Origin of the sequence: Pullulanibacillus camelliae (assembly GCF_014642655.1) — a bacterium.
GTDB classification, from domain to species: Bacteria; Bacillota; Bacilli; order Bacillales; family Sporolactobacillaceae; genus Pullulanibacillus; species Pullulanibacillus camelliae.
Map to the genome: position 1 here is coordinate 17,049 of NZ_BMIR01000017.1, position 19,340 is coordinate 36,388.

A 19,340-nucleotide genomic window follows, 5' to 3' on the forward strand; every position below is an offset into this window, starting at 1 on the left:
AAAGCGGTTAATTTGTTTGTTATTTTGCATGCTTGTTATTCGCCGTTTCATGTAAACCGCTTTCGTAAAAAAACGAGGGAGATGAAAGTAAATGAAAGGGAAGTTTAAAAGACAAGTATCATTTTTATTTATGGTATTGCTCGCTATCGTTTTAGTATTAACTGGTTGTACGGATAAAGGGTCTTCGGGTAAAGCAAGCAGTGATAAGGCAGCCTCTGGCAGTTCGAAATCAAGCACTAAGCAGAAGCCTTTGGTCATTGGTCTTGCACCAGCGGGACAATGGCAGGAAAATTTCAATCCATTTTCTGCAAACGCCTCTGGGGGAACTAACGGTTTGATCTTCCAGCCGCTGTATTATCTTGATCCAGTAAGTGGTAAAAACACGGCAATGCTGGCAACCAAATTTGAATGGACCAATGGCAACAAAACTTTGGCGGTCACTCTGCGTGACAATGTTAAATGGTCAGATGGACAAGATTTTACTGCAGATGATGTTATCTTTACTTTTAATTTATTAAAGAAATATCCAGCTGCTGATACCAACGGCATTTGGAAGGAAGTGTCTTCTGTTGAGAAAAAAGGAGACAATGAAGTGGACTTTAACTTTGATCAACCTAATGTGCCTTTTGATAATTATGTTTTAGGTACGGATATTGTGCCACAGCATATTTGGAAAGACCTTGGCGATCCTTCTAAAGCGAAAATTACACAAAAGCTTGCCATTGGAACAGGACCTTATTTATTGGAATCCTTCTCACCACAGCTTTACAAGATGAAGGCAAACCCGAAATTCTATGGTGGTGAATATGCGATTAAGGAGCTGCAATTCCCAGCCTTTAGTGGCAATGATAGCGAACAGCTTGCTTTGACCAAGGGTGAAATTGATTGGGCAGGGATCTTCATTCCAGATGCTGATAAGGTCTATGTAGGTACAGATAAGGAACACAATAAATATTGGTTCCCAGCTAGCAACAATGTCACACTCTATCCGAATTTAACGAATCCAATTCTAAAAGATATTAATGTACGCAAAGCTATTAGTCTAGCGATTGATCGCCAAAAACTTTCCGACCAAGCAGCTTCGGGCTATGATCCACTTTCAAGCACAACCGGTTTAATTTTGCCAAGAGATCAAAAATGGATCGATCCAAGCATTCCTAAAGATCAATTAAAATTTGAACTGAATCAAAAGAAAGCGATCAAAACTTTAGAAGATGCTGGCTACAAAAAAGGCAGTGATGGTATCTTTGTCTCTCCATCTGGTAAAAAATTGTCCTTCACCTTGCAAACCGTGTCAGGTTGGACTGACTGGGCAACGATGGCACAGTTAATTTCACAAGAGCTTAAGAGCATTGGCATTCAGATCAAGATACAACAGCCTGAACAGGCGGCTTATACATCGAATGTACAAGGTGGAAAATTTGAACTCGCGATTTCTTGGACTAACCAAGGGCCGACACCATATAAACAATATCAAGATCTTTTAAACAGTCACGGTGGCTGGAACCTAGAAAAATGGAATGACCCTAAGACGGATGCAGCTTTAAAAAGCTTCCAAAGCACAACAGATGAAGCGAAGCAAAAAGAAGCGATTAATTATCTGCAAAATGTCATGGTTAAACAAATGCCAGTTATCTCGCTTGTAAATGGTCCGGTTTGGTATGAATATAGAACGGCCAATTATACAGGCTGGCCCACAGAAGATGATCCTTATGCAAACCCAGCTCCATTTAACTGGCCAGCACCAGCTATTGTCCTATCTAAACTAAAACCAGCTAACTAATCAAAGGATGAGGAAAAAGAGCCCTGCTCTTTTTCCTATCCCTACTTACAACAAGGGGGGAGATTATGCGATACGTTATTAATCGTTTCGGCTTTTTTGTTCTATCGCTATGGGCTGCCATTACAATAAATTTTATTTTACCGCGTTTGATGCCAGGCAACCCAGCCGATGCGATGTTTGCTAAGTTTCAAGGACAGCTGACACCTGCGGCTATAGATGCGATGAAAAAAGCTTATGGCATTGGCCAATCAAATTTATGGCAACAATATATGGATTATCTTCACGGACTCTTTACCTTTAACTGGGGACTATCATTTATGCAATACCCAACACCGGTTAGCGATATTATTAAATCGAGTGTTCCTTGGACATTAGGGCTCGTTGGCATTTCAACCTTGATTTCTGTATTCCTGGGCACGACACTGGGAGTTTATATCTCGTGGAAGCGGAAAGGGTTATTAGATAACACACTGCCAATTGTTTCGATGATTTTCCAAGCGATGCCGTATTTCTGGATGGCGCTATTATTTGTCTTTATTTTTGGCTTTAAGCTCGAATGGTTTCCATTATCTCATGGCTATGATCCTTCTTTAACACCTGGCTGGAATGGGTCCTTTTTATATAGCATGCTATCCCATGCCTTTTTACCGGGGCTAACATTATTGCTAGGCTCATTAAGCGGCTGGATTGTAGGAATGCGTAATAACATGATTAATACATTAGGAGAAGATTACGTCACTTTTGCTGAAGCCAAAGGGGTGCGGACATCACGTCTGATGTTCTCTTATGCAGCCCGCAATGCGATCCTGCCACAGTTGACAAGCTTTGCTATTGCGATTGGAAATGTGGTCAGTGGCTCTATCTTAACAGAACAAGTCTTTTCTTATCCTGGGATTGGCAATCAACTTACATCGGCTGTCACATCTCAAGATTTTCCAATGATCCAAGCCTCTTTCCTTTTAATCGCCATTTCTGTACTCGTTGCGAATCTTATCGTTGATTTATTATACAGCAGACTCGATCCAAGGATTCGTACAGGGGGGTTATCACATGAAGGCTGAGGTCACACCATCTATTCAACAACCCGTAAAAACGTCAAATAATGTTTTTAGATATTTAAGGTTTCTGAAATTCTTTTTTACAAATGGTAAGTCGGCAACGGGTTTTATTATCTTCTTAGTCTTTTTGCTTATTGCTATCTTTGCCCCACTTATTGCGCCTTACTCACCAAGTGCAGCAATTTATGATCCTAACCTGGCGCCCACTGCACACCATTGGTTTGGGACGACGAATACGGGACAGGATCTGTTTTCACAATTTATCTTCAGTGCGAGAAATACGATGATTGTCGGTTTTGGTGCAGGGATTCTCTCTACCATCATTGGCTTGATTTTTGGGGTGGTTGCTGGTTATCGAGGAGGCATTACCGATGCCATCCTGACCTTTATTACCAATTTATTTCTTGTATTACCAGGACTCGCCTTACTTATTGTTATTGAAGCCTATGTGAAAGCATCGACGCCCTATGTCAATGGTTTAATCATTGCTTTTACAGGCTGGGCATGGGGGGCACGTGTGTTTCGGTCACAGGCTATGACTTTAGCTGGCCGGGATTTCATTTCAGCAGCTAAAATGTCTGGGAAATCATCGATTCGGATCATGATTACTGAAATCTGTCCAAATATGATGTCGATTATTGCAGGGAATATTATGTTCGCCACTCTCGGTGCTATTTTGGCAGAAGCAGGTCTCGCATTCTTAGGTTTTGAGGATATTAATTCGACGAGCTGGGGAACGATGCTGTATTGGGCAAGCTCTAATAGTGCTTTATTAAGAGGGGCTTGGTGGTGGTTTATTCCTCCTGGTGTCGGAATTGCCTTAGTCGGACTCAGCCTTGTGCTTATGAACTTTGCCATTGATGAAATCACCAATCCTCGTCTAAAAGGACAAAAAAGGAGGAAGAAGCATGGAAGACAGGCAGCCCGTTCTTGAATTACAAAATGTTTCTGTTGGGTATGATTCGCCAGCGGGAATGGTTCAAGCTGTGAACGATGTTTCTCTCAAAATCTATGAAAATACGATAGTTGGTTTGATTGGTGAATCAGGGTCTGGCAAATCGACTTTAGGGAATGCTATCATGCATTTATTGAAAAACAATGCGGTATTGACGTCCGGCACGATCAAAGTGATGGGTAGAGATGTCTATAGCTTAACAAAAAATGAGTTAAGGCAATTTCGCTGGAGTCAAATGGCGATGGTATTCCAAAGTGCGATGAATGCTTTAAACCCTGTGCTTACTGTAGAAGATCAAATTGTCGATGTTTTTCTCAGCCATGATAAAAGGATGTCAAAACAGGCTGCAAAGAAAAGAGCAAGAGAGCTTTTAGAAATTGTGAGCATTGATCCAGCCCATTTAAAAAGCTATCCTCATGAATTATCAGGGGGAATGAGACAGCGAGTGGTCATCGCTATTGCCATTGCCCTTGATCCTAAGCTCGTTATCATGGACGAACCAACAACGGCCTTAGATGTTGTCGTTCAGCGGTCAATCCTTGATAAAATCAAAGAAATACAAAAGATAAAGAAGTTTGCCATTCTATTTATCAGTCATGATTTTAGTTTAGTTTCTGAACTGGCATCTAAGGTGGCCATTATGTACGCTGGCCGTTTTATTGAGGTAACCGATAGTCAGTCACTTATGGCATCCAAGGCCCATCATCCTTATACAGAGGGGCTTATCCGAGCGATTCCTCACTTGACGGCTGACGAGGTGACGATAGAAGGGATTCCTGGTAATCCACCCAACTTAGTAGAATTGCCAACTGGATGTGCCTATCATCCACGATGTCGTTACGCCAATGACTTATGCAAGAGAGTGAGACCAGAAATCAGACACGTTGAAAATAGAGACATCGAATGCCATCTCTATGAAACGGTTCAGAAATGAGGTGCATGAATCTTGGATCAATCTACAAGCCTAGTTGAAGTGAAGGATCTAGTCATTAAATTCCCCGTTCGTGGTGACCAAAAGAAAAAGTATATCATACCTGTGGACAAAGTGAATTTAGAGATAAAGAAGGGGGAGGTCCTTGCTTTAGTCGGAGAATCTGGAAGTGGGAAAACAACCATTGGAAGAGCATTAGTAAGGTTATTGAGACCGACTGAAGGTAAAGTCAATGTTCAAGGCAAAGCGATTAATGATTTAAAGGGAAGAGAATTAAAGCAATATCGACGTATTGCACAAATGATCTTTCAAGACCCGTTCGGCTCCTTAAATCCAGTTAAATCGATTGAGAATCACTTGAAATTCCCCTTGAAAAAGCATCAGGGCTATAAAGGGAAGGCATTAGATCAAAAGGTAACAGATCTGCTTTTTCAAGTGGGTCTAACACCTGTTGCAGAAATACGAAAAAAACATCCCCATGAATTATCAGGAGGACAGCAACAGCGCCTAGCTATTGCTCGAGCTTTGGCTGTTAATCCCAAATTTATTGTTGCTGATGAACCGACATCAATGTTGGATGTTTCAATACGAGCAGGCATATTACAACTCATGAATGATTTGAAGAGAGACCTGGGATTATCCTATCTTTATATCACCCATGATTTGGCCTCTGCCCGCTATTTTGGGGATCGAATCATGGTATTGTATGGTGGAAAGGTGATGGAAATTGCTGAATCAAAGGCACTCATCAAGCAGCCTTTAAACCCGTATACTCAGCTGCTTTTGGCAGCAACACCAGGCAGTGAATCAAAGATCGATCTGACAAATGTGGTGAACGAGCCACCGGATTTATCAGAGGGAAGAAAAGGCTGCCCGTTTGTCAATCGCTGTCCTTTAGCCACAGAGCTATGCCGAGAGACTATGCCAGATTTAGAGGAAGCAATGGAGCATCATTTTGTGGCTTGTCATCACTATAAAGAGAATAAGCAAATAAATTGATGGCTATTTATACCGCTTAATTGAACTTCTGTTTTTGAATTTGATTTCCCTAGTTACAAAATAAAGGCTGATCCTCACGAGGTGGAGGATCAGCCTTTATTAGCGTCACTATTAATTCTGAACGACAGTGACAGTCATATACTTAACGCCCCATTGTTTGGCGTCATGTTTTGATGAAAAATAGACATCGATGTGATTGCCGTTAATGGCACCACCTGTGTCAGCGGCTTTAGCCTTACCATATCCCGGAATATACAGGGTTGATCCTAATGGAATCACGTCCGGGTCGACAGCAATCACCTTAGCACTTGGATGTTGGGTGAGGTCTAATCCACTTTTGGTAATGCCTGAACATCCCGTGCAATGTGCAGTATAAGCAGTAGCTTTAACGCGCACTTTATGAGCCCTTTTCTTTGGATGCTCACGATCTGTGAGTTGTTTCACATAGTTTCCAGCTGATTTATGATGAGAGATATTGGGTATCTGTTTTAAATAAATTGTATTTTGTTGTTCTGTTTCATTGTCTTTTAATCGTTTAGATTGTTTATTAGGGCTCTCTGATTGCTCAGTGTTACTTAAGGCAAGCGAGCGTCCAGGTACACCAATCATAAGCGCAACAATAAATAAAAATAGCATCATTTTTTTAGAGCTTTGTAATGAAAGCATAGCTATTCCTCCTTTAGCTTTAAAAGACTTGATGATGGATGTGCACCATTCATCAGTCAATCCTCATCATCCTCAATCACCCAAGGAAGGATAAATAGCTGGAAATAATACTTTATGCCTACCACTGAGGCACTTAAGAGATTCTAATATGCCTAGATAACAAATCCGTAATAGCTAAGTTACAAAAAGATTACGAATGTACGTTTCATACCTGATGTCACAATTTGTTCACACTTAATATCCAAATGATGGTATTATATGCATGGATTTCAAATGATGAAGTAAAAGATTGCTTTAAGTTAAGTCGCTTCGATATACTAGTGTAGAGAAAGGAAGTGCGGAGGAATGGAAGGAAAATATGTTAATGAATCAAGAGCCGTAAAAGCAGCTCATGTTCAGCCACTAGACACGAATTACCATGGGACAATGTTTGGTGGGAAATTAATGTCTTATATTGATGATGTTGCCGCGCTATCAGCGATTAGGCATGCGCGCAAGCCCGTTGTTACGGCTTCTACAGATTCCGTGGATTTTTTGCATCCTATCAAGGAAGGCTCTTCGGTTTGCCTTGAATCCTTTGTGACCTATACACATAAAACCTCCATGGAAGTGTTTGTTAAGGTGATTACTGAAGATCTGTTAACCGGCGAGCGCCAGTTGTGTGCAACGTCCTTCCTGACTTTTGTGGCTTTAGGGGATGACGGACGTCCTGTGAAAGTGCCACCTATTATTCCAGAAAGCGCTGAAGAAAAGATGCTTTTTGAAAGCGCTGAAGGCCGGCGGGAAATTCGCAAAATAAGAAGGGAAGACAGCCGAAGATTTTCACAGGTTTTCAGTTTGGCTCAGCCCTGGGAAAGCTCGAGATCCTAGATACATACAGGAGTAATATAACCAAAAGAGGGTGGGACAACACGAAAAGAGATCCCCCTCATACCGAACGCTAAGATTTAAAGGAACGAAGGAAACGGGAAGCGTAGTCAAAATACGGAGACGCCTGCGGAAATGGGGCCAGCGTTACTTCTCGAATAAACGTCGAGTTGTTCCGAGAAAGCTGACTTCGAAGCCGTACGCGTAGACGCAGGAATAGGGAATTTTTATTCATCAATACTTTGGAGCACAGACAAAACCATTTCCAAATGAGGTGAGACCGTGCCCACGGCAAGCGAGTAGTTTGACGGAGCACTTCAACACTCACTTAAAAATCCGAACGCATACCTTTAAAAGTGTGAATGCGTTCGGATTCTCTATGAGCTATAGACTTCTGTCTCAGCCTCTTTTTATAACGTTAGCAATTATAAATTTGTGGAAGATCTTTAAGCTTCGTCTGTTTATCTTCACCACCTGAGGGGTGGTAACTTCCTTAAGTGTGTGAGTGCGAAAGCACGAATATCCAGGCTGTGCTTAGCGAAGCGGTGAAGTATAAGCAAGGTTTTCTAACGTTTAACGCGGTTTACTGACTAATCGTGGACGCAGTCTTAACCATATTGGTACAACGATTAATGTCATGATCACACCTTTAATGATATTAAAGGGAAGAACAGCTAAGATGACTAAGGTCATGAGATCATGAATTGAATGGTTAGCTGCTTGAGCAAGCTGTATTTGTTGATCAATTGAAAATCCCATAAAAATGGCATATGCGGGATATATGAAATAATAGTTGGCAAGGCTCATGATGATAGCCATTACTAGAGTGCCAAGACTTAGTCCGATGAGCAAAGAGCGTGTGGTTTGTCGTTTCTTAAAAATGAGCGAGCCGACAATAATAAGCACGCTACCTGCGATAAAGTTGGCGAGCTCTCCGATGGGAATGCCGCCTGTTGTGGCATAATGCAGAAGATTTTTCAGTGCCTCAATAATAATTCCTGCAAGCGGTCCAAAGAGAATGGCACCAATAATCGCTGGAATATCACTTAAATCGATTGTAAGAAATGTCGGCATAAGTGGTAAAGGAAAGGCAATGTACATGATTAAAAATGCGATGGCGGACAATAAAGCAATGGTCACCATTTTTGTTAAAGACGTTGAACGCATCAGATCACCTCATCTCTATTTATTTGGGCTCATCTGATGATGGCTATCAGACTAAGGAATCCTAGAATACGTTTTTAGCAGATCACATTAGAAAGCTTGGCTTGCACAGCTTCGCCGGTACTCCTGATGTGATTTTTGCAGGTCACACACTTAGGTTGCCCGCAAGTCTCATCAGGTGGCGAAAGTCAAAGCTGTGCTTATACTATCATCCTTTGAGAGCGTCAGCAAAGTGACAAATTCAGATAGTACAAAAAAATACCCAAGGAAATTAATTCCTTGGGCAGCGTCTCTGAAGTATGGTCCGCAAAAAACGGCCTAATTAAATAGGCTTGATAACCATCATCCTTCTCCCATCCAGACTGTACTGTCGGCTCTGGAATCACACCAGATCCTGTCGTTAACAACGACTCGCGGACTTAGACATCATATGATCTCAACACCGCCGGTCGGGAATCTCACCCTGCCCTGAAGGAACGTCTTATATAATTCTATGTTATTATAGCTTAAGTTGCCTTTGCCGTAAATAGTTATGCTTGATTTATAAATGAAAAAAGGAAACATTCATTGCTCATTTACTCATTAATCTCATCGATGAGTTCCACAAACCACTTTGGGGCATCCTTCAATGACTCATGATTAAGAAGAATATCCTCTTCCTCTCGTTCTTCCTTTTTCCATAAATCCTTATAGTGTTGAATCAATTTAATGGTCTCCTCGCACCAACGGATAAACCCTTTTTCTTCATCCAATCCTTTTTTGTACACTGAAGTAATCATCAAAATGCGTGGTGTAAGTGCTGCGTTTTCATTTTTCATTTCAGTCAGGCGTTGCTTTAAGGTTCTTTTCATATTCTTAAGCCGATCCTCTCGGCGCTTCTTATAGAGCTGCAATTGGAAAATGGCCTCATCAGCTGTGACATTATCCAAGAAGAAGCTTCGCATGAGGAAGGCTTCTTTTATCTTAGGGCTTTGCGGAGAACTTGAGAGCCAATCACGCAAATAGTCTCGGCCTTTTTCTGTAATAGTATAGATTTTTTTATCAGGTTTAGCGGTCTGTTCAATCACTTCAGAATGTACAAGGTCTTTCTCTTCCAAATGATTTAACTCAGGATAAATTTGTGAAAGGTGTGTGTGCCAAAAAGGGTTCATGAACGTATCAAATTCTTTTTTGAGATCATAACCACTTGCACCAGGCCATTCACTTAAGAAACCCAGTATGCCATATTTTAAAGACAAAATTGTCCTCCCCCTTCTCATCGTTGTGGAATGTCACGCGCTGTTAGCGTTAGAAATCCAGGAGAAAAGTTCCCAAGAACTGTCATAAACTGCTTAAATATAAGGTGCTTAGTCTTAAAACCGTTTCAAACTCTCCATAATTTATTACGTTTAAGAGAAAAAAAGTGATTTAAATATTTATGAAAAAATTTTTATATAGGGGGATGAGCAAAAAGGACTCGAGATACATAGGAAATGGGCCTTTAGCAGCTGATCAAGAAAACGTGCCTTTTCGCTGCGGGTCCTACTGGTGTCATTAAAAATCATAAACATTTACGCGTTCTAATGCTCTAATCGAAAAAGGATTTGGCAGGTTTAGAGGAATGCGAGGGGAAGTGAAACAGATGATTGAAGGAACAATGCGTCTTGTTATAAATATAAATTCCCCTGTGTGATTTTGTTTGCTTTGTAAAACCTAACGCAATCACACAGGGTACCGTGGTGGAGATAAAAGCGTATAAGAAATTGAGAAATGAACGTGGCGATCTTATGCCATCTTTAAGAAAGAACCTGACACATATCCCCCTTAGGAAATATCATCAGGGAAGGGTTAATTCTGTCATATTAAAAATGTCGCAGGGCGTATTCTAAAACAAGTCCTAGAGATAGGAAAAAGCCAAAGTGTGTGTGCATTTGCGCTGTTGCTTGCATCGCTGGCATCAATTGGATTGATTTGCTTTTTTCCTTAAAGAGCTTAGCTGCTTTATATGCCTTAGGTAAGCTAGCAAAAACAAGCAACATCCAAAATGTTTCAACATTGAAAATGGAAAGGCCAATAATCCAAAGGTAAGAGGCGATAAACATGCCTGTTAAGAAGATATTGGCTTTTTGTCTCCCTAAAAGAATAGCTAGTGTATGTCTTCCCTTCTCTTTATCTCCATCGAGGTCGCGAATATTATTTGCCATCAGAATACCGCCACAAAGGATGGCGATTGGTACCGAAATAAGTATGCTATTAAGTGTGACTGTCCCCGTTTGAATATAAAAGGAAATAAGGACAAGAATGAGGCCCATGAATAGACCTGACACGAGCTCACCAAAAGGCGTATAAGCGATGGGATAAGGGCCACCAGTATAAAAATAGCCAGCCATCATACAAATGGTGCCGACCAGCGCCAACCACCAGCTTGTTGTCATACAAATATAAACCCCTATCAGGGTTGCGATTAAACAAAACGCATAGCCTAAATAAAGCACCGTTTTGGGTGCAATACCATCGCGAACAATTGTGCCTCCAATGCCTACAGATTCATCAGTATCAAGCCCACGCTTGTAATCAAAATATTCATTAAACATATTGGTTGCAGCTTGAATGAGAATAGAAGCAATTAACATAGCAATAAATAAAAGCCAATGAATATGGTCTTCAACTAATGCCAAGGCTGAACCAAGAATGACAGGAATAAAAGAAGCGGTTAATGTATGTGGACGCAATAGCTTCCACCAAATTTTCCAGCCCTTGTTTTTTCCTATTGTTTCTTTATTACTTTGCATAAAGGGTCTCTCCTAAAATACATAATAAAATCATATCAAGTTTAAGAGAATCGTCAAAAGGTGTCAACCCGTAAAACCCTTGATTTGTCGGTTGTTTTTCCCATTTTATTAAAACGTTCATGAAATGGAAAGAAGTTCTCTTAAATAATCATGTGCTTATCCTATATAATATAGGAAGAAAGTTCTTAGTATTTTGGCAGTACAGTTACACCCTGCACTTAAATTGACACTGAAATTCCTACAGGTGTATGCTTAAATTAGCTGTTTATGACCGACATAGTCGGTCTTTTGCATGTTTGTTAGGCTCAGGGGGAGTCTGTATTGGGAACTAGGAGGAAAGACCTCAATGATTAACGAAGTGAAGCAAGATTCTTTTAGCGAATCTTTTATTATGGCTGTTGAAAAGGCTAAACAAGAACGTACAGAACAGCTTGTTTCTCATACAATGCAAGTGGAAGGAATAAGTTCAATACAATTTTATGCAAATAGCTGTCAGATAAAGACATCCTATAGACATTATTGGTCTGATCCAAAAGGGTTAAGCTTAGTTGGAATTGGTTGTGCACGAGCCTTTGAATATGAAGGGGACACAGGGCGTTTCCACTTCATAAAGTCGCAATGGGAGACCTTTGTAAAGAAGCACTCTATCACGATGAAGGCGCCTGCCAGAGGCCCATTGTTGATGGGGGGATTTCGCTTCGATTCAAAAGCGAGCAAACAAGAAGAGTGGCAGCACTTTCCCTCTGCTGCTTTAGTATTGCCACAATTTTTATTAACGATAGATTGCGAAGGCTGTTGGTTAACCATTAATGCTGTCGTTGGTCCAGATGAAGAAAACATTTATCAGCGAATCATTGATTTAGAAGAACAGCGTGAGAGGCTTTTGCAAAGGAAGGCTCATTCATTGCAATCAGCGTCAGCGCTTAAGGCTTATGATATAAAAGGTGAGGAGTGGAAGGAAGCGGTAGCCTGTGCTATTGATGAAATGGCGCAGGGTCCCTTGCAAAAAATCGTGCTTTCCCGCTCCATCTTGGCACAGTCGTCAAACGGCTATGATATTCCATCAGTTATTCAGAAATTGACTGAGCAACAGCCTAACAGCTATGTGTTTACCATTGAACGGCAGGGGGATACTTTTATTGGTGCGACACCCGAACGTCTCGTGAAGCGTGAGGAAAATAAGTTTTTTGCGGATGCTTTAGCGGGAACGGCTGGGCGAGGAAAGACAGCCTATGAAGACGAGCAACTTGGACATGCGTTGCTTAATGATAAAAAGAATCTGCGGGAACATGCTTATGTGGTTCAGATGCTTAAGGATGTCTTTGCCGAATGGTGTGAATCAACGGAGGTTGATCCCTATCCTACTTTGCTGAAAACAAAGGATGTTCAACATCTCTATACGCCAATCAAGGGAGAAGCCAAAAGCTCAGCCCACCTATTTGATGCTGTTGAGAAGCTTCATCCAACACCGGCTATGGGAGGGACACCTAGACGGCTGGCTGTAGAGCGGATCACCGAGCTTGAGACCCATGATCGTGGCTGGTATTCGGCCCCAATTGGTTGGGTGGATGGTGAAGGCAATGGCGACTTTTCTGTAGCGATCCGTTCGGGACTCATTAGTGGCCATGACGCTCGTCTTTATGCTGGATGTGGTATTGTTAGTGATTCTCATCCAGATTCAGAATATATCGAGACAGAAATGAAGTTTCGTCCCATGCTTAATGCTTTAAGGGGGAGTAGATAATGGCTTACCGTTCTGCACTGACATCTTTTACAGCTGCATTTGTAGACGAGCTTGCTGAACAAGGGATTCGCCAGGTTGTCATCAGCCCAGGTTCACGTTCAACACCTTTAGCCATGTTGATTCATGCGCATCCCTTATTAAAAACATGGATTGACGTGGATGAACGCTCGGCAGCCTTTTTCGCATTAGGCATGGCAAAGAAAAGCAATCAGCCTGTTGCCATTGTGTGTTCATCAGGAACAGCGACAGCTAATTTTTATCCTGCTGTTATTGAAGCCAAATATGGGCGGGTTCCCTTGGTGGTATTAACAGCAGATCGTCCTCATGAACTGCGGGGGAATGGATCACCTCAAACCATTGATCAGATAAAAATGTACGGGGACCATGTTAAATGGTTTCAGGACATGCCTCTGCCAGAAGACAACGAGGCAATGTGGCGTTTTGCTCGCTATAGTGCAAGGCGGGCAGTTGATACCGCTGAAAAGGTTCCTAAAGGACCGACACATCTGAATTTCCCTTTTCGCGAGCCCCTTGTGCCTGATTTTCAAAAAACAGGGTTATGGGCTTATGGCAAAAAAGCCACTTCTAAAAATGAAAGCACATTTCTTGCATTAGAGGATGCTGCTTATGCGCAGCTGGCTACAGAGTGGCAATCGATTCGCCGACCGTTGATAATCATTGGTCCCAATCGTCAGGAGGGGTTAAGGGCAAGTGCCTACGAGCTGGCAGAACATCTTGGAGCTCCTATTTTAGCTGATCCATTATCTGGAGTACGCTTTGGCAGCAAAGGAAAGCAAGCGTTGCTCATCGATAGCTATGATGCTTTACTTAGGAACTCAGCTTTCATAGACAAGTATCAGGCGGATGGCATTATTCGCTTTGGGGCCAATCCTGTATCAAAGTCCTTAACAAAATATCTGAAGCAACTTGATCCTTCAAGCTTTCTTATCATAGATGAAGGCTTTGATTGGTTGGATGCCACCCACCCGGCCACACAGATCCTCCACACAGATCCGGTCGTTTTTTGTCGCCGCTTCTCTCGACTAGTATCAGAGCAAAACAATGCCGTGGCTGGTACGTGGCGTGAAGACTGGCAGCAAGCAAACAGTATAGCAAGGGATGGACTCGAACGCTATTTGAGTACGGCGCCCTGGTTTGAGGGACATATTGCCGCTTCGTTATATAAGCATTTACCTCCAGAGGCAACGCTCTTTGCCAGCAATAGCATGCCCATTCGAGATATCGATACCTTCTTTTTGGCACGAGAGGATGGTTTAGATATTATCGCTAACCGAGGAGCAAATGGGATTGATGGCGTTGTTTCTTCAGCTTTAGGCTGCAGTGCCTTAGTTCATCAAACTGCCTATTTATTGATCGGCGATTTGGCCTTCTTCCATGACATGAATGGGCTGATGATGGCGAAAAACTACGGGTTGGATATGATTATTGTTGTCATTAACAATAATGGTGGCGGAATTTTTTCCTTTTTACCGCAAGCGAGCGAAGCTGGAGAACAATTTGAGGATTTATTTGGCACCCCACTCAATTATGAAATCGAAGCAGTTGCTAATTTATATGGGGCGCATTATTTTAAAGCTGTTCATCGAGAGGCGTTCGATGAGGCGTTAAAAAACGCTCAAGGGTTGAAGGGATTAAGAATCATCGAAGCAGTCACCAATCGCCAAGAAAATGTACTGCGCCATAATAAATTATGGCAAGATATTCATAATGGACTTACAGCAGAAGGTGAAGGGCATGAGGATTAAAGCGAATGGTGTGGACTATTTTGTAATGGTTCAAGGTGAAGGGCCGCCTTTACTCCTCTTACACGGGTTTACCGGGAGTCACCATACTTGGTCATCGTTTATCGCTCAGTGGTCAAGGCGTTATAAAGTCATTGCTTTAGATATTATTGGCCATGGACAAACAGAATGCCCTCAAGTGGATACTCTATATACCATGTCAGAGGCTGCCAAAAGCATTAATGCCATTCTGGATGAATTAGGTATGGACAAGGTTAATGTGTTAGGCTATTCCATGGGAGGTCGTCTGGCTCTGTACTTTGCGGTGCATTATTCTCATCGTGTCAGTGGGCTTCTTTTAGAAAGTGCGTCTCCTGGTTTGGCCCTAAAGGAAGAGCGGGATGCCCGTATTCAAAAGGATAACGCGTTGGCCCAAAAGATTATCGATAAAGGCGTTGAAGCCTTTGTCAATGAGTGGGAGAAAATTCCCTTATTTTCGACACAAGAGCATCTAACACAAACGGTAAAAGAAGCCGTTCGCAAGGAAAGGCTCCAGCATCACCCCATTGGCCTTGCCAATAGTTTGCGGGGCATGGGAACGGGGCGACAGCCCTCCTTATGGGAGGCACTTAAGGACTTGGAGCAGCCTGTACTCCTAGTTGTTGGAGAAAAGGACAGGAAATTTCTGAACATTGCCCAGGAAATGAAACAAAGGCTGCCAATGAGTTTTTTGATCATTGTCCAACAAGCTGGACATGCACTTCATGTGGAAGTAGCCGAGAAATTTGATAAAATAGTATATGATGATTTTTATCGAATGATAGAACATCATGAAAGGAGAATGTTAGATGGCAATTGAATGGAAGACAGTGCGTACATATGATGAAATATTGTATGAAACTCATGAGGGGATTGCGAAGGTAACGATCAATCGTCCTCATGTACACAATGCGTTTACTCCTAAAACAGTAACAGAAATGATTGATGCTTTCTCAAGAGCACGAGATGATTCCAGTATCGGTGTTGTGATTTTAACCGGTGCAGGAGATAAAGCTTTTTGTTCCGGTGGGGATCAAAAAGTAAGAGGTCACGGGGGCTATGTTGGTGACGATAACATTCCTCGTTTGAATGTATTGGACTTGCAGCGTTTAATGCGAACCATGCCCAAGCCAGTTATTGCTATGGTGGCTGGCTATGCCATTGGTGGCGGACATGTTCTTCATGTGGTCAGTGACCTGACAATTGCTGCTGATAATGCTATTTTTGGACAAACAGGACCTAAGGTAGGCAGCTTTGATGCAGGCTATGGTGCCGGTTATCTCGCCAGAATCGTTGGTCATAAGAAAGCGCGAGAGATCTGGTATCTCTGTCGTCAATATAATGCCCAAGAAGCCCTTGAAATGGGTCTTGTTAATACGGTTGTCCCACTCGAACAATTAGAAGAGGAAACTGTAAAATGGGCGAAAGAAATCCTAGAAAAAAGTTCAACAGCGATCCGCTTCTTAAAGGCTTCATTCAATGCTGATACGGATGGTTTAGCTGGGCTTCAACAATTTGGTGGAGATGCGACACTGCTTTATTATACAACTGATGAAGCGAAAGAAGGTCGCGATGCTTTTAAGGAAAAAAGAAAACCAAACTTTGATCAGTTCCCAAGATTTCCATGATTGAATAGCATAATTGTCCAATGCGCTTGATGATGACATCGAGCGCATTTGGTTTGGAAAATGATAACCAGGATTAACATAGATAAAGAGATGAGCGTACTATAAGATCTATGTCTGTCTTCGCAAGGGAGTTTTGTGAAATGGAAAATATGATACCGCTTTGGCTGAAGCAAAGGGCGTTTTTAACCCCAAATCGTCTAGCTATAGAAACAGAGTCACGAGCTTTGACCTTCCAAGAACTCGACGAATCTGCTCGGGCTTTAGCGCTCACTTTAGCAACTTATGGGATAACGTCTGACATGAAAGTGGCTTTACTGCAAGATAATACTGTTGAGATGATCACAAGCTATCATGCCATAAGCTACTTAGGGGCGATAGCTGTTCCATTAAATACGCGGTTATCTGCAAGAGAACTGGCATGGCAGGTCAGCGATTGCGAGGCGGCGCTGTTGCTCTATGATAATGCCCATCAGGAGAAAGTAAACAGCATTGTTTTAGAACGTTCCTCGTTTCAAGTATGCAATATTAATACATTAGATCAGCTTGTGGTGGGAGAGGAGCATCACTATTTAAAAGCAGAGATGCGCAGTGACGCTCCGCATACAATTATCTATACATCAGGAACAACAGGGCATCCAAAGGGTGTGCTTCTGACCTATGCCAATCACTGGGGCAGTGCCATTGGTTCGGTGCTTAATTTGGGCTGTACCTTAGAAGATAAGTGGTTAGCCGTTGTTCCCTTATTCCATGTGAGTGGTCTGTCGATCATCATGAGAAGCGTCATTTATGGTATGCCGTTGCGGTTGCATCGTCACTTCGATGCCAAAGCTGTGAATGAAGCTATTATTCATCACAAGGTCACCATGGTGTCTGTTGTTACGGCGATGCTGACAAAAATGGTAGAGGAGCTGGGAGATCAGCGCTATCCTGAGACGTTTCGCTGTATGCTGCTTGGGGGAGGGCCTGTCCCAGAACCATTATTAAAGGTGTGTCTTGACAAAAATATACCGGTCTACCAAACCTATGGTCTTTCTGAAACAGCCTCGCAGATTGTGACTCTATCTCCAGAGCACATGATTACTAAGACGGGTTCAGCAGGAAAGCCTTTGTTTTCAGCACAAGTTAAAATCGTTGACGAACATGGCGATAGGGTTGCTGCAAATCAGGCGGGCGAAATCGTTGTCAAAGGCCCTAATGTCACCTCAGGATACTACAAGCGTGAAGAGGCCACTCAACAAGCGATAAAAAATCAATGGCTGCATACGGGAGATATGGGCTATCTTGATGAAGAGGGTTTTTTGTTTGTGCTTGATCGACGGAAGGATTTAATCGTATCAGGTGGAGAAAATATCTATCCAGCAGAGATTGAGTCGGTCTTATTGTCTCACCCTGAGGTAGAAGAAGCTGGCGTTGTTGGCATGAAGGATGAAAAGTGGGGGCGTGTTCCAGTCGCATTTGTTAAACTCAAAAATAAAGCAAAGATTACTGAAACAGATCTTCAGATGTTTTGCAGGGATGCATTAGCAAAATATAAAGTGCCTACACGCTTTTATTTCATGGATAGTCTGCCAAGAAATGCATCGGGTAAGCTCCTGCGAAGAGAGCTTGTCAAACGATTACCGAGTGACTTTCAATAGCTTTATTCGATCGGTATGCCATTTAAAAGCCTTTTAAGTGTTTTGATTTCATTTTTAGATAAAGTAATCCCCCTCCCCATGCGGTTGTGCTCAGGCGACCAACTGCGAATATCATATTTGGGCTCACGTTTGTTCCAACTGACAACGGTGAGCTCTTTTTTCCAACCATTTTCCGTCTGTGATAGCGTCCCAAAGGACTCAATAATGTTAAATGCAAATTCACTCAACTTGATCACTCCTTAATTTTTGTAGAATATATGTTCGTATTTACTTTAAAAGATTTGTCTTGTTTTGTCAATAATATTAAGAATATTTTTTCTGGAAGGAATTAAAGGGATGTGCAATAATGATTTGAAAGTCCCTTGTATGAGAACCTTTTTAAGGAGATGTGTTAGTGGGCTACAAGTATAAATGTTTTTTAGTCCTAGATTATTCATAGAAGTTCCCAAAACACAGTAAAAAGGCTTATCTATCAAGTGATTTATTCTGAATTTCAACGCATCAACTAAATGAAAAAATCCGTTTCTGATAAGGTTAAAACATCGACGAAATAACCATCAGAAAGGCTTCTTATAATGGCTCCTTTACCGCAAATATCGCTTGATTTCAATCGCCAAATGAAATTGTCAAATGATGGAGGAGCCCTTTCCTCCGATACAGGTGAGTTCATATTCCGAGAATTCGACGAAAAAATTGGTTTTTCACAAACTCTGATTCAACACCTCAAACTAAAGGATGAAAGGCGTTACTTTGTTCATGCGAATGAACAGCCGATTCGCCAAAACTCTATCAAATGATCGCCGGATATTCCGAAGATAATGCGGCTGATCAATCTAGAGGGACAAAAGAATATGCAGATTCAAACGATACGGACAAAGATCATTAAAGTCGCTAGTAAATTAGTGAAATCCGGGTGATCTTTGTCCTTCAAATGTTCTTCAAATGTTCTTCCAGTTTCGTGTATCAAGCGTTTTTTTGGGACATACTACAGCGCATTCAAAGGCTAAAACTCGAGTGATTGGAGCGTATGGCACGAGACTCCTACGGGAACAGCACGTGTCCGAAGACCCCGCAGGAAGTGTCTTTCTTCCGAGGAGGCTGAGGCCGTGCCCGTGGAAAGCGAGTGCCGGGAGCGGAAATCACCTCCCCATGCTATACCCAATTTCAACATTTATTTTCGCGCCAAGGGAAAAGTATGCCCAAAAACAGATAACTTTTTAGTGCACGATCATTTTATTGCTTCATCGCAGTGACTTTCTCAATATTATTCCTAATATAGTTTGGTCTTGAACTGAAATCTCGTTTTTCTTTGAAGGATGAATAAATCTGGTTAGTGATTGCTGTCTTCGGTTTAGC

At 42.0% G+C, this 19,340-nt stretch carries 16 protein-coding genes, 1 pseudogene and 1 riboswitch; of the genes and pseudogenes, 12 read left to right on the top strand and 5 right to left on the bottom strand.

The genetic code is table 11. The features are described 5' to 3' along the window. Positions 1-91: 91 nt before the first annotated feature. The 5 genes from IEW82_RS15080 to IEW82_RS15100 all read left to right on the top strand — a co-directional run bounded on the left by IEW82_RS15080 (position 92) and on the right by IEW82_RS15100 (position 5,726). Positions 92-1,783, top strand: coding sequence for an ABC transporter substrate-binding protein (locus IEW82_RS15080; protein WP_188696203.1), 1,692 nt, complete (start codon positions 92-94; stop codon positions 1,781-1,783). 65 nt (positions 1,784-1,848) lie between these two features. Continuing rightward, on the top strand, positions 1,849-2,844 hold the full coding sequence (locus IEW82_RS15085; protein ID WP_188696208.1) for an ABC transporter permease: 996 nt from the start codon (positions 1,849-1,851) through the stop codon (positions 2,842-2,844). Then, positions 2,834-3,775 carry an ABC transporter permease gene (locus IEW82_RS15090; RefSeq protein ID WP_188696211.1) on the top strand — a complete coding sequence of 314 codons (942 nt, stop codon included), beginning with the start codon at positions 2,834-2,836 and terminating at the stop codon, positions 3,773-3,775. The genes IEW82_RS15085 and IEW82_RS15090 overlap by 11 nt, the downstream gene beginning before the upstream one ends. Then, entirely contained in the window at positions 3,750-4,730 is a 981-nt protein-coding gene (locus IEW82_RS15095) for an ABC transporter ATP-binding protein (protein WP_188696214.1), read from the top strand. The genes IEW82_RS15090 and IEW82_RS15095 overlap by 26 nt, the downstream gene beginning before the upstream one ends. Before the next feature lie 12 nt (positions 4,731-4,742). Continuing rightward, entirely contained in the window at positions 4,743-5,726 is a 984-nt protein-coding gene (locus tag IEW82_RS15100) for an ABC transporter ATP-binding protein (protein WP_229672654.1), read from the top strand. 111 nt (positions 5,727-5,837) lie between these two features. Here the strand turns inward: IEW82_RS15100 and IEW82_RS15105 are convergent, their stop codons facing one another. After that, entirely contained in the window at positions 5,838-6,392 is a 555-nt protein-coding gene (locus IEW82_RS15105) for a 3D domain-containing protein (protein WP_188696217.1), read from the bottom strand. A gap of 345 nt (positions 6,393-6,737) precedes the next feature. On the opposite strand from IEW82_RS15105, the gene IEW82_RS15110 reads away from it, so the two are divergent. After that, a complete protein-coding gene (locus IEW82_RS15110; protein WP_188696221.1) occupies positions 6,738-7,262 on the top strand; it encodes an acyl-CoA thioesterase in 525 nt (174 codons plus the stop codon). A gap of 570 nt (positions 7,263-7,832) precedes the next feature. Here the strand turns inward: IEW82_RS15110 and IEW82_RS15115 are convergent. The 3 genes from IEW82_RS15115 to IEW82_RS15125 all read right to left on the bottom strand — a co-directional run bounded on the left by IEW82_RS15115 (position 7,833) and on the right by IEW82_RS15125 (position 11,194). Beyond that, positions 7,833-8,426 (bottom strand): ECF transporter S component, encoded by a 594-nt coding sequence (locus tag IEW82_RS15115; RefSeq protein ID WP_188696226.1) that lies wholly within the window; start codon positions 8,424-8,426, stop codon positions 7,833-7,835. Between the two features lie 338 nt (positions 8,427-8,764). After that, positions 8,765-8,903: riboswitch (FMN riboswitch) on the bottom strand. A 95-nt stretch (positions 8,904-8,998) separates the two neighbouring features. Next, entirely contained in the window at positions 8,999-9,661 is a 663-nt protein-coding gene (locus tag IEW82_RS15120; RefSeq protein ID WP_188696229.1) for a PadR family transcriptional regulator, read from the bottom strand. 603 nt (positions 9,662-10,264) lie between these two features. Next, positions 10,265-11,194, bottom strand: coding sequence for a 1,4-dihydroxy-2-naphthoate polyprenyltransferase (locus IEW82_RS15125; RefSeq protein ID WP_188696232.1), 930 nt, complete (start codon positions 11,192-11,194; stop codon positions 10,265-10,267). A gap of 346 nt (positions 11,195-11,540) precedes the next feature. Between IEW82_RS15125 and IEW82_RS15130 the strand changes: the two genes are divergently transcribed. The 5 genes from IEW82_RS15130 (at position 11,541) to IEW82_RS15150 (ending at position 17,984) form a co-directional block, all read left to right on the top strand. After that, positions 11,541-12,938 carry an isochorismate synthase gene (locus tag IEW82_RS15130; protein WP_188696235.1) on the top strand — a complete coding sequence of 466 codons (1,398 nt, stop codon included), beginning with the start codon at positions 11,541-11,543 and terminating at the stop codon, positions 12,936-12,938. Further along, positions 12,938-14,704, top strand: a complete 1,767-nt coding sequence (gene menD / locus IEW82_RS15135; RefSeq protein WP_188696237.1) for a 2-succinyl-5-enolpyruvyl-6-hydroxy-3-cyclohexene-1-carboxylic-acid synthase — start codon at positions 12,938-12,940, stop codon at positions 14,702-14,704. The genes IEW82_RS15130 and menD overlap by 1 nt, the downstream gene beginning before the upstream one ends. Next, positions 14,694-15,539 (top strand): 2-succinyl-6-hydroxy-2,4-cyclohexadiene-1-carboxylate synthase, encoded by an 846-nt coding sequence (gene menH, locus IEW82_RS15140; protein ID WP_188696240.1) that lies wholly within the window; start codon positions 14,694-14,696, stop codon positions 15,537-15,539. The genes menD and menH overlap by 11 nt, the downstream gene beginning before the upstream one ends. After that, positions 15,529-16,347, top strand: coding sequence for a 1,4-dihydroxy-2-naphthoyl-CoA synthase (menB, locus tag IEW82_RS15145; RefSeq protein ID WP_188696242.1), 819 nt, complete (start codon positions 15,529-15,531; stop codon positions 16,345-16,347). The genes menH and menB overlap by 11 nt, the downstream gene beginning before the upstream one ends. 140 nt (positions 16,348-16,487) lie before the next feature. Beyond that, positions 16,488-17,984 (top strand): o-succinylbenzoate--CoA ligase, encoded by a 1,497-nt coding sequence (locus tag IEW82_RS15150; protein WP_188696245.1) that lies wholly within the window; start codon positions 16,488-16,490, stop codon positions 17,982-17,984. A gap of 2 nt (positions 17,985-17,986) precedes the next feature. Here IEW82_RS15150 and IEW82_RS15155 read toward each other — a convergent pair whose 3' ends face one another. Beyond that, positions 17,987-18,211: a YdbC family protein gene (locus IEW82_RS15155; RefSeq protein ID WP_188696248.1), complete on the bottom strand. Its 225-nt coding sequence runs from the start codon at positions 18,209-18,211 to the stop codon at positions 17,987-17,989. Between the two features lie 348 nt (positions 18,212-18,559). Here IEW82_RS15155 and IEW82_RS15160 point away from each other — a divergent pair. Continuing rightward, positions 18,560-18,816: pseudogene (locus IEW82_RS15160) on the top strand (transposase); the annotation flags it as partial. Between the last annotated feature and the right edge of the window lie 524 nt (positions 18,817-19,340).